Here is a 15,416-nt window from a genome sequence, read left to right as displayed (position 1 = left end):
TTCGGTGCCCTTCTCGCGCAGCACCCGGTACTGCGCGGGGGAGAGCAGCTTGCGCCACTCTACTTCGTTCTTCACCACCTTCTTGATCGGGGGCGCGGCGGACGGTGCGGGCGCCGGCGCGGCCGCGGGGGAGGCACTCCGGGTGGCGGGCTTTGCGGCTCCGAGCACGAGCGTGGGAATCGCGATCAGAGCGAGAGCGACGATGCCGATGGCGGTTCGCATGAGAACTCCTTTTCGGATTGGAGGCCGGGGGGCGGCCGCGTCGCGGTGGCGCGATCGATCGCGGCGTTCCTCTGAATGATTCGTTGCTGACAATCCTACGATCGAGATCGCGAAATGGGATGTGTCGAGCGCGCCGACGGTGTGGGGAAACCGTCAAGTTCGGGGCTGCTCATCCGGGCGCGATGCCTCGCCGTAGGGGAAGTGAATCGCGCCACACCGCCCGAGGAGCCTCCGGCGCGACCCGCCACCATCACTTACGGGAGGATGTCGTCATGAATCGCAAGACCGTTCGCACCGTGGTCATCGCCGCGATGACGCTTGCACTGGTGCCGGCCGCATTCGCAAACAGCCACACGGAAACCAAAATGATGAGCGAGCCGATGGTCGGTGGGGAGCGGATGTACTCCGCCAGGGACATCATCGACAACGCGATCAATTCAAAGGAACACACCACGCTCGTGGCGGCGGTCAAGGCCGCGGGCCTGGTCGAGACGCTCAAGGGCAAGGGGCCGTTCACGGTGTTCGCGCCGACCAACGACGCGTTCGAGAATCTGCCGGCCGGCACGGTCGAGACGCTGCTCAAGCCCGAGAACAAAGCGCAGCTCGCGAGGGTGCTGACCTACCACGTGGTGGCGGGTCGCTGGGACGCCGCCTCGATCATGAAGCAGATCAAGGCGGGCGGTGGCAAGGCGATGCTCAAGACCGTGAGCGGCGCTTCGCTGTGGGCGCGCATGAACGGGCCGATGAACGTGGTGCTGCAGGACGAGAAGGACCAGATCGCGAACATTTCGACCTACGACGTTCAGCAGTCGAACGGCGTGATCCATGTGATCGATCGGGTCGTGCTGCCCAACTGACGAGTGGCCACGATCCGTGCGCCGGAGTCCCTCGAGACTCCGGCGCGGTCGGTTTCAGGCGCCTCCCGTGCCTCGCAATTCGGGGCTTCCCCGGCCCCCGCGCTGGCATACAATCCGCATTGCTCCAACAACGACGGCCGGTTCGACCGGCTCGACTCGACCGCTGACTTTACTTCGGGGGCCTGGATGCCACGTTTTCGGGAGTCACATCGCGCGTCCGCGCCGCTCGCGTGCGCGCGTGCGCTCGCGGGCGGCATGCTCGTGATTGCAACCTGCAACGCCGCGCTCGCAAGCGCCGCATCGCCCGCGCGAGAATTCGCCGCGGCGCCACGTCCCCAGGCCGGCATGTGGCCATACGATCCGGCCACGCTGGTCGGTCCTCCGGTTCCGTTCGCAATCCTGCTGGCGCCCGCTGCGGCGCCGACCGCTACCCCGGCCGCTGCGGGCATGCGTTACGAACTCGACCCGGAGCGCGCGAGCGGACCCGCGCGACATCCGCTGACGTCCGCGAGCGCCGAATCGAACCTGAGGCTGCTCTCGACCCCCGGCGTCCACGAGTCGCTGCGGGCCTTCGCGCTGCCGGGCGGCGGCTTCATGGTCGACCTGACCGGCATCTTCAGCGACTACGCGATCCTGCGCATCGACGCGAACGGCAGCCGCACGATCGTGTGCGGTGAGTCGGCCGCGCCGGGAGGGAAGTGACCATGCGTCAGCATCCGCGGACCTCAGCCCTGACGACGCTCGCATTCGCCGCTCTGATGCCCTGCGCCGCGATTCCGGTCGTGGTGTGTCCCGTTCTCGCCGCGAACATCACGATCGTCAACGCCGATGGCGCCGGCGAAGGCTTCAACGATCCCACGGCGGCCGTTCCGGTCGGCGGCAACGCCGGCGCCACGGTCGGGGCTCAGCGGCTGATCGTGTTCCAGACCGCCGCCAACTACTGGGGCACGCTGCTTCCGAGTGCGGTGACGATCCGCGTCAACGCGCGCTTCGATCCGCTCACCTGCACCCCCACCGGCGCGGTGCTCGGCAGCGCCGGGCCGCTCGGCGTCTTCCGCGACTTCGGCGGCGCCGAGTTCGCGGGTCACTGGTACCACTCGGCGCTCGCGAACAAGCTGGCGGGCTTCGATCTCGATGGCGGCGACGACATCCAGGCGCAATTCAATTCCAATCTCAACGGCAGCCCCGGATGCCTCGGCGGCGCCGGGTGGTATCTGGGTCTCGATGGCGTCGAAGGGATCAACGTCGACCTGTTGCCGGTGGTGATGCACGAACTCGGTCATGGCCTCGGCTTCAGCACCACCACCAACGGGACGACCGGCAACTACCTGTCGGGTTTCCCGGCGTTGTGGGACCACTTCCTGCTCGATCGTGTGACCTCGCTGCACTGGGATCAGATGTCGGCCGGGCAGCGCGCCGCCTCGGCGATCAGCAACTATCAGTTGTCGTGGGACGGTGATGCGGCCACGTTCGAATCGCGGTTCGAACTCGATCCGCGACCCGAGAACGTCGTCACCGCCCCGGCCGGAATTGCAGGAACCTACCTGTCGGGCAAGTCGCTGTTCGGTGCGGCGCTCACCACCGGCGGCGTCACCGCGCAGGTGGTGCAGGCGCTCGACGGCAGCGGGTCGACCACCGATGCGTGCGAGGCGATCACCAATGGTGCCGCGCTGTCGGGCAAGATCGCGTTCGTCGATCGCGGCACCTGTCCGTTCACGCAGAAGGCGTTGAACGTGCAGGCGGCGGGTGCGGTCGGCATCATCATCGCCAACAACGTGAACACCGGTGCGTTCGAGATGCTGGCCACCAACGGCAGCGTCACGATTCCGGTCACCAACGTTGATCAGATCGGCGGCAATCTGATTCGGCCGCAACTCGCCGGCGGCGTGACCGCGACGATGCGCATCCACCCGACTGCGCGGGCCGGCACCGATGATCTGAACCGGCCGCTGCTCTACACGCCGAATCCGTTCCAGGGCGGTTCGAGTGTTTCCCACTTCGAGGTGCTCTCGTATCCGAATGCGCTGATGGAGCCCGCGATCAATCTCGATCTGGCACCGGGCGACGTCGACCTCACGCGCTTCCTGTTCGAGGACATCGGCTGGCTGCCGCGCACCACCGGCGTTTCGACTCCCGCGGCGTCGCGTGCGGCGAGCGTGGTGGGAGCACCGAATCCGTTCCAGTCCAGCGCGGTGCTGCGTTTCGAGCTGTCGCGCCCCGGACTCGTGGATCTGTCGGTGTTCGATACCCAGGGCCGCCTGGTCCGCCGGATCACGAACGCGTGGATGCCTGCCGGCCCCCACGGCTTCGAATGGAATGGTCTCGACGACGCGGGTCGCGAAGTGGGAGCGGGTGTGTTCCTGTCGCGACTGCGGACCGGCGACGGCGATTCGTACGGCCGGCTGGTGCGTGTGAACTAGTCGCCAGATCCAGCGGTCCGAGGCAGCGTCTGAAGCGGTCACTTCCTCGCGGAGGTGGCCGCTTCAGCGTGTGCCGAGCACCGCGAGTGCCGCCGGCACCAGGCGTTCGAGCCACCGCGCATGCATGGCGGCGGACGGATGCAGTCCGTCGCTCGTGTAGGCGGCGGAGTCCGCACCGGCGCTGCGGGTGAGATCGGTGATCTCGACCCAGCGCGCGCCGGCCGCTTCGGCGGCGGCACGATTCGAAGCATTGAACGTGTCGATCGCATGCGCGATCGGTGTGCGATCGCGGTCGGCGGCGAACGGCGAAACGCCCCAGTCGGGGATCGAGATCACGAGCACGCGCTCCGCGTGTCCGCCGGCGAATCCGATCGCACGCGCGAGCAGTGAGCGGAAGGCAGGTTCGTACGCCGCCAGCGTGTGACCGCGGTACTGATCATTGACGCCGATCAACAGCGTGACCAGCCGACGCGATCCGCGCGGTCTTTCATGGTCGATCGCTGCGGTCAGCTCATCGACCGTCCAGCCGGTGCGCGCGATCACCTGCGGGATGCCGGGATCGCTTCCGCGCACCGCCAGAGCGGCCGCCAGTCGTTCCGGCCAGCGCTCGGCGGCCGAAACGCCCTCGCCGACGGTGTACGAATCGCCCAGACACAGCATCCGACCGCTTCCCCCTCGGCGGGCGAGGGCATCCGCAGGCGCGATCACGAGCAGCAGCGCCAGGGCGAACCACGCGCCCGCGCGCAGTCGCGCGGCCAACTCTAGGGCACGCGCCGCTTGGCGCGGTAGAGCTCACGGTCGGCGCGCGTCAGCAGTTCGCCGAGCGTGAGGTCGCCGTTGGGATCGATCGGCGCGATTCCGATGCTGACCTCGAGCGGGCACGGCAGCTCGCGCGCCACCGCCGCCGCCGACAGCGCGGCCCGCATGCGTGCTTTCACGACCTCGGCACTGCAGGCGTCGGCCTCGAACACCAGCGCCACGAACTCGTCGCCACCCAGTCGCGCCACCAGATCGGAGCGGCGCAACGCCACGCGTAGCGCTTCGGCGGTGCCGAGCAACGCGCGATCGCCGACCGCGTGACCGTGATCGTCGTTGATCGCCTTCAAGCCGTCGAGATCGACGTACAGCAGCAGCGCGGGCTTGCGAGTGCGACGCACCAGTCGCAACTGGGCGTCAGCCAGCACCTCGAAGCCGCGCCGGTTATAGAGCCCGGTCAGCGCATCCGAGTACGACAGCTCGCGCAATCTCGACAGGTAGTGCTGGCGATCCAGCGCATTTCGGATCGTGCGCGCCAGTCCGTCCGCCTGGAGATCGTCGAGCACCACATAGTCCTGAGCGCCGGCCTGCAACAACTGGGCGGAGTCCTCCTCGGTGGCGCGAGACAGCATCGCCACCACCGGCACCTGCGGCGCGACGGCCTGCAGCCGATGCAACACTTCGAGCGGACCGCCGCGACCGAGCGCGAGGTCGGCGAGGACCAGATCGAAGCTCCCACGGCCGAGGGCACGCCACGCCTCGGACCACTGGCCGGTTTCCGCGCACGCGACCGGTCGCTGCCGAAGTCCCGAGAACACCTGACGGAGTCGGGCACACGTCGACTCCTCGGCGACCATCAGCACCCGCAGCGCCGACGATTCGGTCGTGACGACAGAAGGCAGTTCCTGCGGGCGAATTCCCGAGGTAGTGGACGAAGCGACCGAAGCCATGGCGATCCTCCTCCCGAAACGCGAGGCGGCCCGATCGGCCGCTCGCCACATCCGTGTGTCACTCGTGCTTCGCATGGCCCGTGCCGCCTCAAATCGAGGCGTTGCCAGAACGGAGTAACGCGCATTTGGCCTTGAGGTTGAACCGGCAAGGCTGGCGCGCGAGATCGGGCCGCCGACACCGCGCTCCCGGCTGGCCTCCGACCACGCCGGCTGGCGGCTGGCCGGCCGATCGTGACCCGCGAACCTCGCCCTCTGGCCCGCTCCTCGACCCGAATTCGCTTCGCCGCCGCCGTATCCAGTGCCACGATCAAAGCGTCGCCAGACTCGTTGACCCGCGGCGGGAGGACTCCATGACCCGCACGGTCGTCCTGCACGAGTTCATGCCCTACGGCGCGCCCGATCTTCAATCGGTGGAGCGTCGCCATCTGATCGCCGCGCTGTCCTGCGCGATGTCCATGAGTCTTGCGCTGTTTCTCGGCCTCGCGCCGCTGCTCGGTCGCACGACCCGTGCGCGGCCGGTCGCAAGCGTTCGTGTCACGCTCGAGCGCTTCGAGACGACGCCGATGCTGCCGCCTCCAGCCGATCGGGCGCGCCCGCTGCCTCCCGTTCGACCGACACCGCCTTGCGAGGTGGCCGAGGTTCGCCAGGTCGAAGTCGCACCGCCGGAGCTGCATCGTGAGCCCGAAACCGGCACGCCGATCGGCAACTCTGAGTCGATGGACTCGGGCGTCCGAAGCACGCCGAAGGGAGAGGTTGGCTCGCCGGCTGAGCTCGAGGTCCTTCCCGAACTGGGTGTCCACGTTCCTCGCGATGAGGAGCCGGTGGTCTGGCACCGCGTGGCCCCCGAGTATCCGGAAGTGCTCAAGCTCGCCGGCTTCGAGGGCCGCGTGACCTTTCAAGCACTGATCGGTCGCGACGGACGCGTGGCCCGGATCGAGGTGATGGGGCGCGATGCGAACCCGATGTTCGAGAACGCCGCGCGGGCCGCGCTCCTGCAGTGGCGGTTCGAGCCGGCGCGCGCCGCCGGGCACCCGGTCGCGGTGTGGGTGGCCGTGCCGTTTCGGTTCACGTTGCGCTAGGCGTCGCGTGGCGAGTGCGACTAGTGTTGCGATCATGGCTGCGCGCGCCCGAAACGCCTCACCCGCTCCACGCTCCAGCGCCTACACCGCGATCTACGCAGTGGTCAGACGCGTGCCGCGGGGGCGAGTCTCCACCTACGGCGCGATTGCGGAACTCGCGAAGTTGCCGCGCCAGGCGCGCCTGGTCGGCTACGCCATGCACGCGCTCCCGGATGGCTCACCACTGCCATGGCACCGCATCCTGAGTGCCGACGGGCGGCTGGGGATCGCGCGACTGAGTCCCAGTGGCGCGCTCACGCAGCGCATGCGTCTCGAGCGCGAGGGGGTGGGCTTCGATGCCCGCGGGCGAGTGAAGCTCGAGCGCTTCGGCTGGCCGCGGGCACGCTTCGCCGCCCGCCCGCGATGACGCCTGTGCTAGCGTGCCGCGCGAGATGAACCACTCGATCCGACACTCCCGACGGGCGGCTCGGGCCACCGCATGGATGCTCGCCTGCGGACTCGCCGCGAGTTCGATCACGGCTCATGCCGCGCGCCCGCGCGTTTCGGATCCCGACTCGCTGGCGACCGCCTATCGCGAGCGCGCCGCCCGACTGATCGGCACGGCGCTCCTGAGTCCGCGCGCCTACGAGCGGCTCCACGAGCTTTGCGATGGCATCGGTCACCGGCTCTCGGGCTCGCGCCCGCTCGAACGCGCCGTCGACTGGGCCGCAACCCGTATGAAGGCCGACGGCTTCGAGAACGTGCGACGTCAACCGGTGTGGGTGCCGCACTGGGAACGCGGCGCCGAGGGCGCATGGATCGTCGAGCCGCGCCTCCATCCGATCAGTCTGCTGGGACTGGGTCGCAGCGTCGGGACGCCACCCGGCGGACTCGAGGCGGAGGTTCGGGTGGTGAGCCGATTCAGCGAACTCGATTCGCTGCCGGTCGACTCGGTGCGTGGCCGCATCGTGCTGTTCGACGTTCCGTTCACGAGCTATTCCGCGACGGTGCTGTACCGGGCGGAGGGGGCCAAACGTGCGGCCGCGCGCGGTGCGGTCGCGATGCTGGTGCGCTCGGTCGGACCGACCAGCCTGCGGACTCCACACACCGGCAGCATGGGGGAGTACGTCGACTCGATCCCGCGGATTCCGGGTGCCGCGATCAGCATCGAGGACGCCGAGATGATCCATCGCTTCGCCGCACGCGGCGAGCGCGTGCGCGTGCGGCTCGAGATGGAGGCTCGCACGCTCGAGCTGGCGCGCTCCTACAACGTGATGGGGGAGATCCGCGGTCGCGAGCGGCCCGACGAAGTGGTGGTCGTGGGCGGACATCTCGATTCGTGGGACGTCGGTCAAGGCGCTCACGACGACGGCGGGGGCTGCGTGATCTCGATGGAGGCGGTGCGGTTGATCCGTGAGCTGGGCCTCAAGCCGCGTCGCACGCTGCGCTGCGTGCTGTGGACCAACGAAGAGAACGGATTGCGCGGAGCGCTCGCGTACGCCGATTCGCTCGGCGCGCCGCGCGAACGCCACGTCGCAGCGATCGAGAGCGATGGGGGCGTCGAGCGCCTGCTCGGCTTCGGGGTCACGGTCTGGAAGCCCGGCACCGAGCAGGTGGACAGCCTACGAACCCGGCGCGCGCGCGCGCAGCTGCTCGAACTCGCGCCGTTGCTGGCCCCGCTGGGCGCCTCAACGCTCGGCGCGGACGGTGGCGGCGCCGACGTCGGGCCGCTGATGAAGCACGGAGTGCCCGGGCTCGCCCATCTCACCACCATGGCGCGCTATTTCGAGTGGCACCACACCGCGGCCGACATGCTGGACAAGGTCGATCCGCTGGAATTGCGGCAGAACGCCGCGGCGCTCGCGGTGCTCGCCTTCGTACTCGCCGACATGCCCGAGCCGCTCGGCGGGCCCCTCCCCGGCGGTCGCTGACCCCTTTCGGTCGGCTCCAAGCGCACCTCAAGCCGCACCCCTCCGCGGTCGAAAACCCATGTGCGGACGTGCGCTGCGCGGATCCGCGTGTGTCTTGCGAGGTCCGGGAACCCGGCCTCGCGGCTGGCATTGGACGCCGGAGCCCCCATGGACAAACCCCGCGTACTGGTGGTGGACGACGAGGAGACGCTCGTCTACGTCATCCGCAGCATTCTCGAGACCAACGGCTGCGAGGTGATCACTGCGGGTTCGGCGGAGTCCGCGCTCACCCAGCTCGAGGCGAACGCGATCGACGTCGCGGTGTGCGACATCGTGCTGCCGGGCATGAACGGCCTGCAGTTGCTGGCCAGCATCAAGCATCGCCGCCCCGAGATCGAGGTGCTGATCATGACCAGCCACGCCTCGATCGACACCGCCGTCCAGGCGCTGCGTGCCGGCGCGTACGACTACCTTCACAAGCCGTTCGACGACATCGAGGAAGTGTGGACGCACGTCTCTCGCGCGCTCGAGAAGTCGCGACTCACGCGCGAGAACCGCCAGCTCCTCGAACACCAGGCGCGCCTCAACGCGCAGCTCTCGGACAAGCTTCGCAGTCTGCGTACGCTGGTGGAAGCCGGGCAGGAAATGAGCAAGCTCACCCGGGTGCCGCAACTGCTCGACCTGATCGTCGGACGCGTCAAAGAAGTGCTCGAAGCGGAACGTGTGTCGGTGATGCTGCTGGACGAACACCGCCAGACGCTTCGCATCGCCGCTTCGTACGGGATGGACCACCTTCCGCTCGATACCATCGAAGTTCCGATGGGCGAAGGAGTGGCCGGCAGCGTCGCTTCGAACGGCGAGCCGGTGCTGGTGACGCGCGACGACCCGACCGACTCGTTCATGTCGGCGCCGGTGCGCATGAGTGTTCCGTTGCCGGGATGGCGCGAGACCATCGGCGTGATCAACGTGACCGCGCGCCGCTCCGGCGTGCCCTTCTCGCCCGACGACCTGCAGCTGTTGATGGGCCTCGCCGGCCTGGTGGCGTCATCGGTCGAGCGCGTGCGGCACACCATGGAGCTTCAGCGCGCCTACGACTCGCTCAAGAACGCACAGGACCAGATGATCGCCAGCGAAAAGCTCAAGGCGATCGGGCAGATGGCCGCCGGCGTCGCGCACGATTTCAACAACATCCTGGCGATCATCGCCGGCCGCGCGGCCTCGGGGCTGCGCGCGGTGAATGCGAAGAAGCCCGACATCGAACGCATTCGCCAGTACCTCGAGCCGATTCTGCAGGCGGCGCGAGAGGGCGCGGCGACCGTCAAGCGCATCCAGGACTACTCGCGCATCCGCCGCGATCAGCCGCGCGGTGCCGTCAACCTGAACACGGTGGTGCAGGACGCGGTCGAGCTGTCGCGCCCCAAGTGGAAGACCGAACCCGGCATGCGCGGCGCCGCGATCGACGTGGTGCAGGAACTGGACGAGATTCCGATGATTCGCGGCGACATCCCCGAGCTGGGTTCGGTGCTCTCGAACCTGCTGTTCAACGCCGTCGAGGCGATGCCGCAGGGCGGTCACATCGTGATCCGCACGCGCCGCCAGGACGATCGGGTGCGCCTCGACGTCGAGGACTCGGGCGTCGGCATGAGCGACGAGACGCAGCGGCGGTTGTTCGAGCCGTTCTTCACCACCAAGGAGACCGGGCAGGGGCTCGGCATGAGCATCGTGCACGGCATCCTCATGCGACACGGCGCCGAGATCCAGGTCGACAGCCGGGAGAACGGCGGGACGCGCTACTCGATCCTGCTGCCGCTCGCGACCGAACCGGCACCGACCGTTGTCGCGCTACCGCGCGGTGCGCCGCCCGCGCCCGGCATGAGGATCCTGCTGGTCGACGACGATGCGCGCGTGCGGGCATCGATCGCCGACGAGCTCGAGCACGAAGGCCACGAACTGCTCGCGATCGGGGACAGCCGTTCGGCGCTCGAGGCGATCGAGGCTCAGGAATTCGATGTCGTGGTGACCGATCTGTCGATGCCGGGCCTGACGGGCATCGATCTCGCCGCGCGCTGCAAGGAGCGCCGGCCGCACCTGCCGGTGATCCTGATGAGCGGCCGCGCGACCGAGCAGATCGAAGCAGAGGTGCAGCGCGCCCGCATCGACTACGTGATCTCGAAGCCATTCACGTCCGAGGAGCTGCTGTCCGTGATCGGAGTGCTGACGCGCGCGCGCCGCGCCGCCTGACACCGTCTGCGGAGACGGCGCTCCGCGCGACCACGAATCGAGGAGTGACCGTCGAATGGAATCGACGTACCGAGCCTGCAACGTGCGAAGCGTGACCCGGGGAGCGGGTGATCGCATCGCGCGCCGCATCGCGCTCGTGCTCTCAGTCGCGGGACTCGCGGCGCTCGCACCGGGATCCGGATGGGGCGTGCGCCCCGCGGAAGCGGCGACTTATCTGGTCACCAACACCACCGATGCCGCGGCGGGTTCGCTGCGAGACGCGATCAACAGCGCGAACGCGAATGCCGGTACCGACTCGGTGCACTTCGCGATTCCGAACGGCGACCCCGGCCACGACGTGGGGCTCGGAGTGTGGCGGATCGCGCCCCTCACGATCCTCCCGACCATCACCGAGGCGCTGATCCTCGACGCGTCGACGCAACCGGGTTGGATCGGAACGCCGGTCGTCGAACTCGACTGCGCGGGGGCCGTCGGCGCCACCGCCGGCATCCTGATCCACGCCGACGACTGCCTGGTGCGCGGCTTCATCGTGCACAGCTCCGCGGACGAAGGCATCGAGATCGCGGGAGATACCGGCTACGGCGACTTCAACGTGATCGAAAACTGCTGGGTGGGTCTGCGCCCCGACCGCACACCGGCGCCGAACAGCGAGTACGGAATCATGCTCACCAACTCGGCGCGAGCCAATCGAATCGGTGGCACCGGCCCGTTCGACGGCAATGTGATCGGCGCGAGTCCGCTGTCGAGCATCGTGATCCGCAACAGCAGCAGCAACGACAATGTGGTGATCGGCAACCGCATCGGCGTGGGGCCCGACGGTCTCACCCCGCGCGGCGGGCAGCAGCACGGCATCGAGATCCACGACGATGCACAACGCAATCGCATCGGTGGCGCGACCGCGGCCGAGGCGAACGTGATCGCCTACCACCTGCTCGACGGCGTTCGCATCGCGAGCAACGCCGGCGAAGGCAACGAGGTGCTGCGCAACTCGATCTACGCGAACCAGGGCCTCGGGATCGACCTCGAAGGCGACGGGGTCACCGCGAATGACGGGGCGCTCAGCTCGACGACCACCAATCAACGCATCGATCATCCCGTGCTCACGACCGCCGTGATCGGTCCTTCCAATCTCCGTGTGGGTGGCTTCATCGGCATCGGCTCGGGCCAGGCGGTATTCGCGGGCGCGCGCGTCGAGGTGTTCCGCGCCGCCGTCGATCCGAGCGGGTTCGGAGAAGGGCGCACCTTCGTCGGTGCGCTGACCGCGGACGCGAATGGCCGCTTCTCGGGTGCTCTGCCCTCAGCCGGACTGGTGGCCGGCGACACGCTGACCGCCACCGCGACGCTGGCGCCCGCGGGCACCTCCGAGTTCGGTCCAGCCCTTCGCGTCGACGCACTTCGGGTCACCAAACGAGCGTTCCTCGCCGACGGCACGCCGTTGATCAGTGGTGCGGTGCTGCCGCGCGGCACGCTGGTGCGCTTTCTCCTCTATGTGAGCAACGCCGGAGGGCTGGTGCCGGATCTCGGAGTGCGCGACTCGCTCGCGACCGGATTCCAGTACCTGCCCGGTTCGCTCCACGTCGACGCGAGTCAGCCCGACTGCCCGGGCGGCACCTGCGATGCGGCGCGCGAAGCCGCGATCTACGCCGCCGCAGCACTTGCGGCGATCCGCACCGACGGAGTGGACGCGGACGTCGCGAGTTTCGGCGCGGGCATCGTGCGCGCCGGCGACCGGGAGGTCGCGAATGCCCGGCTCGACGCGCCGGCCGCGCGCGTCTGGGCGCTGCTGTTCAGCGTGAGAGTTCAGTGAACACCCACCGGCGACGGCCGGTGATTCAGCCTCGCGCACCGCGCGCGGGGCGTCGTGTCGTACCCCGAACCGGAGGCTTCACTGTGCGAATCCAGGTCTCGCAGTTCGTCTCGTCCGTGCGTGCGCTCATCGTGACGCTCGCGCTGGTGCTGTTCCCCGTGCTCGTTCAGGCCGCGGACAATCAGGGAACCGGTGACGTCGCCGGCGACATCGCCGCACTCGCGCCGTCGAACGTGTTTCAGCTCAACGCCACCCAGCTCGCACTCGTGAAGCGCGCATTCCTTGCGAATGGCACCGCGCTGACGAGCGGCGCCACGTTGCCGCGCGGCACGCTGGTCAAGTTCCTGGTCTACGTCAACAACACCACCGGCATCGCGGTCACCGACCTGAGCGTCCGTGACTCGCTGGTGGCCGGTTTCGGCTATCAGGTCGGCACCGCGCGAGTCGATACGGCGGTCGCCAATTGCGCTTCCGGTACCTGCACGCCGGTCGAGGAATCGGCGATCTACGCAGCCGTCAACGCGCAAGCGGCCGGCACCGATGGCGTGGACGCCGATCCGGTCAGCTACACGCCGGGCGTCACCAGCGTCGATGTCGGCGACCAGCGGATCGCGAATGCGGCCATGACGGTGCCCGCGAACCGCGTCTGGGCGCTTCTGTTCACGGCACGGATTCAGTAGTCGAGCCGACCCGGACCCGAATCGGAGACCACGTGAGCCACGTGCGCGCATGCGCGCACCGTCGCTGGCGGCTCGGCGTTTGCGCCGTCCTGCTGGGATTGTCGATCGGGCTGTCGAATCGAGCGCAGGCCGCGGACAACGCGGCGCTGGGCGGATTCGGCGGACTCGCCAACGGCACCCTTGCGGGCGGTGACGGCACCGGTGAGGCCCGCCTGACGCTCAATGTCGTGGACCTTGCGCTCGTATTGCGTGCGTGGGACACGACAGGCACCGTGCTGCCCGATCTGGCGCCCGTGGTGTCGGGCGACACCCTGTGGTTCGTGCTGCGGGTCGAGAACCCGACCGCCTCGGCGACGGCCGATGTGCGGCTCGAAGACCTGCTCGACGAGGCCCGCTTCACTTACCTGGCGGGAACGCTCGAACAGACGACGCTCGGCGCGGGAGCAACCGATGCCGCATTGTGGACGGCAACCTGGACGCCGCTCACGGATGCGCTCGGAGCCCCGGACGACCTGGCGTCATTCGTCGACACCGGAGGAAGCGCCGCCGCCGATCGGCTGGCGGTCGGCGCGGATCCGCTGCAGACCAGTCTGCCGCTCGATGTGGGAGCCGGCGCGCTGCGCGCGTTCCGGTTCCGGGCGAGGGTGCGATGAGCCTTCGCCCGAATATCGCGTGGGCGCTGCTCGCGGCCAGCGTGCTGCTCGGAGGGCTCTGCGCGCCGGCGCGCGCAGTGCCGATCGAGAATCGCTCGCGCGGCAGCGTTGCGGGCGTGACGCTCGACACGACGCTCGCAGCGGTCCGCCTGGATCGGCTGGTGCGCGGGTCGAGCGGAGCCTTCGCCGAGGTCGCGCCAAACGTGGTGCTGGCGGCCGCGGCGGCGACGCCGTTCCAGCTCGACGTGCGGCCACAGATCGCGGGCGCCGACTCGGGCGTGCGCGTGGTGCGGCTCACCGTTCCGCCGGGATTCACGAATCTGGTGGTGACCGGCGTGCGCGTGGCCGGTACGCAGCTCGTCTCCGACTGTCCGAGCCCGACGCCGGGCGGCTGGTGCGTGAGCGTTTCGGGCGGTACCGCCACGGTGACACTCGGCGCGGCGGTGGTGACGAGCCTCGCACAGCTCACGATCGACCTGGTCGCTGACGCGCCGGCCGTTGCCGGCAGCGGCGCATTCTCGGTCGCAGTCGCCTACGACTCCCTGACGACCCTCGCGGCGGCCGGCGACGCCGACGGCGATCCGCTCGATGCCAACAGTCTCAGCGTTTCCGCGCAGGTTTCTCAGGGTGAGCGGCTCGCGATCGCTCAGGTTCCGGATCGTGGCGAGGCGCTGGTCGGCGAAGTCGTGACCTATGAGGTCGCGATCCGAAACACCGGTGCCACCGACGTCACGCAAGTTCGCATCGAAGACCGTGCCCCGCCGGGGTTCAAGTTCGTGTCGGGCACCGCACGACTCGACGGGGTCACACTCGCGGATCCTCCCGCCTCGTCGCCGTTCCGGTTCGTGCTCGGCACCGTGCCGGGCCGCGTGGACGCGAATGGGAACGGAGTCGCGGATCCGGGCGAAGTGGGCTTCCGGCGACTCACGTATCAGCTCGTGGTGGGCGCGAGTGCGGCGCCGGGACGCGCCTATCGCAGCGTGGTGGTGGCGCGTGATGCCTGCGACAGCTGCCGCGTCTCGAACGTCACGGGCTCCGCGGTCCGAGTGGTGGCGGATCCGCTGTTCGACTTCGGCACCATCGTCGGCAAAGTGTTCGACGATCGCGATCGCGACGACTGGCAGGACGCAGGGGAGCGGGGCATCGCCGATGCGACGGTGGTGCTCGACGACGGAAGCTATGCGGTGACCGATGCGCACGGACGCTTCAGCTTCGCGCGCGTGCGGCCCGGCCATCGGATGCTCAAGCTCGACGTCTCACGGTTGCCGGCGGGCTCCGAGATCGCCACCGAAGCGAGTCGCATCGTCCCGGTCACACCCGGAATTCTCATGCGCGCCGACTTCGGAGCGCGGGTCGAGACCGAGGAGGCCCGCATCGGCACCCCCGATCGGGTCGGATTCGCACTCGAGTCGCAGGCGACGCATCTGCCGGTCGAGATCATCGGTCACGTCGACGCGCCGTCCGCCGTCGTGCAGGGCACTCCGGTCGAACTGCCGACCGCCGAACTGCGACTCGAACTCACCACCCCCGACGACGTGGTGAGACGCGGACGCGACGGCCAGGTCGAACCGCTGGCGCTGGTGCTGGCGGTGTCGCGACCCGATCAGGTGTCCGCATGGCGCCTGAACGTTCGAGACGGCGCGGGCGCGAGCGTTCGCGTGTTCGACGGCAGCGGCGCGCCGCCGTCGCGGCTCACGTGGGACGCTCGCGATGGCGAAGGACGAGCGATCGAGGCCGGTCGCATCTATCAGCTGCAACTCGAGGTCGATTATGGCGATCGGACTCACGCTGCGAGCGCGGTGCAACTGCTGGGTGTGGATCGAAGCCTGATCGTCTCGATGCGTCTCGTCGCCGGCGAATGC

General features: G+C 68.9%; 14 protein-coding genes. 11 read left to right on the top strand and 3 right to left on the bottom strand.

The features are described from left to right. On the bottom strand, positions 1-222 hold a 222-nt coding region (locus tag HOP12_07615; protein NOT34021.1), incomplete at its 3' end, for a hypothetical protein. Between the two features lie 272 nt (positions 223-494). Between HOP12_07615 and HOP12_07610 the strand changes: the two genes are divergently transcribed. The 3 genes from HOP12_07610 to HOP12_07600 all read left to right on the top strand — a co-directional run bounded on the left by HOP12_07610 (position 495) and on the right by HOP12_07600 (position 3,499). After that, entirely contained in the window at positions 495-1,079 is a 585-nt protein-coding gene (locus tag HOP12_07610) for a fasciclin domain-containing protein (GenBank protein ID NOT34020.1), read from the top strand. Positions 1,080-1,265: 186 nt separating this feature from the next. Then, positions 1,266-1,781: a hypothetical protein gene (locus tag HOP12_07605; GenBank protein ID NOT34019.1), complete on the top strand. Its 516-nt coding sequence runs from the start codon at positions 1,266-1,268 to the stop codon at positions 1,779-1,781. A 2-nt stretch (positions 1,782-1,783) separates the two neighbouring features. Next, complete coding sequence (locus HOP12_07600; protein ID NOT34018.1) at positions 1,784-3,499, top strand: peptidase; 1,716 nt, start codon at positions 1,784-1,786, stop codon at positions 3,497-3,499. Positions 3,500-3,562: 63 nt separating this feature from the next. Here the strand turns inward: HOP12_07600 and HOP12_07595 are convergent, their stop codons facing one another. Beyond that, positions 3,563-4,159, bottom strand: coding sequence for an SGNH/GDSL hydrolase family protein (locus HOP12_07595; GenBank protein ID NOT34017.1), 597 nt, complete (start codon positions 4,157-4,159; stop codon positions 3,563-3,565). Positions 4,160-4,260: 101 nt separating this feature from the next. Then, positions 4,261-5,205: a GGDEF domain-containing response regulator gene (locus HOP12_07590; GenBank protein NOT34016.1), complete on the bottom strand. Its 945-nt coding sequence runs from the start codon at positions 5,203-5,205 to the stop codon at positions 4,261-4,263. Positions 5,206-5,555: 350 nt separating this feature from the next. On the opposite strand from HOP12_07590, the gene HOP12_07585 reads away from it, so the two are divergent. From HOP12_07585 to HOP12_07550, 8 genes are all read left to right on the top strand, one after another. Continuing rightward, positions 5,556-6,284 carry an energy transducer TonB gene (locus tag HOP12_07585; GenBank protein NOT34015.1) on the top strand — a complete coding sequence of 243 codons (729 nt, stop codon included), beginning with the start codon at positions 5,556-5,558 and terminating at the stop codon, positions 6,282-6,284. Positions 6,285-6,318: 34 nt separating this feature from the next. Then, positions 6,319-6,690 carry a methyltransferase gene (locus HOP12_07580; GenBank protein NOT34014.1) on the top strand — a complete coding sequence of 124 codons (372 nt, stop codon included), beginning with the start codon at positions 6,319-6,321 and terminating at the stop codon, positions 6,688-6,690. Positions 6,691-6,715: 25 nt separating this feature from the next. After that, positions 6,716-8,194: a M20/M25/M40 family metallo-hydrolase gene (locus HOP12_07575; GenBank protein ID NOT34013.1), complete on the top strand. Its 1,479-nt coding sequence runs from the start codon at positions 6,716-6,718 to the stop codon at positions 8,192-8,194. 147 nt (positions 8,195-8,341) lie between these two features. Next, the gene (locus HOP12_07570) at positions 8,342-10,414 is read left to right on the top strand and encodes a response regulator (protein ID NOT34012.1); all 2,073 of its coding nucleotides are present in this window, start codon (positions 8,342-8,344) and stop codon (positions 10,412-10,414) included. 55 nt (positions 10,415-10,469) lie between these two features. Further along, positions 10,470-12,221, top strand: a complete 1,752-nt coding sequence (locus HOP12_07565) for a hypothetical protein (GenBank protein ID NOT34011.1) — start codon at positions 10,470-10,472, stop codon at positions 12,219-12,221. A gap of 83 nt (positions 12,222-12,304) precedes the next feature. Then, the gene (locus HOP12_07560; protein ID NOT34010.1) at positions 12,305-12,901 is read left to right on the top strand and encodes a hypothetical protein; all 597 of its coding nucleotides are present in this window, start codon (positions 12,305-12,307) and stop codon (positions 12,899-12,901) included. Between the two features lie 32 nt (positions 12,902-12,933). Next, complete coding sequence (locus tag HOP12_07555) at positions 12,934-13,554, top strand: hypothetical protein (protein NOT34009.1); 621 nt, start codon at positions 12,934-12,936, stop codon at positions 13,552-13,554. Then, on the top strand, positions 13,551-15,416 hold a 1,866-nt coding region (locus tag HOP12_07550; GenBank protein NOT34008.1), incomplete at its 3' end, for a DUF11 domain-containing protein. The genes HOP12_07555 and HOP12_07550, both read left to right, overlap by 4 nt.

The sequence above is a fragment of the Candidatus Eisenbacteria bacterium genome (assembly GCA_013140805.1).
Taxonomy (GTDB): Bacteria; Eisenbacteria; RBG-16-71-46; order RBG-16-71-46; family RBG-16-71-46; genus JABFRW01.
This window is presented reverse-complemented; position numbering and strand designations above follow the sequence as displayed.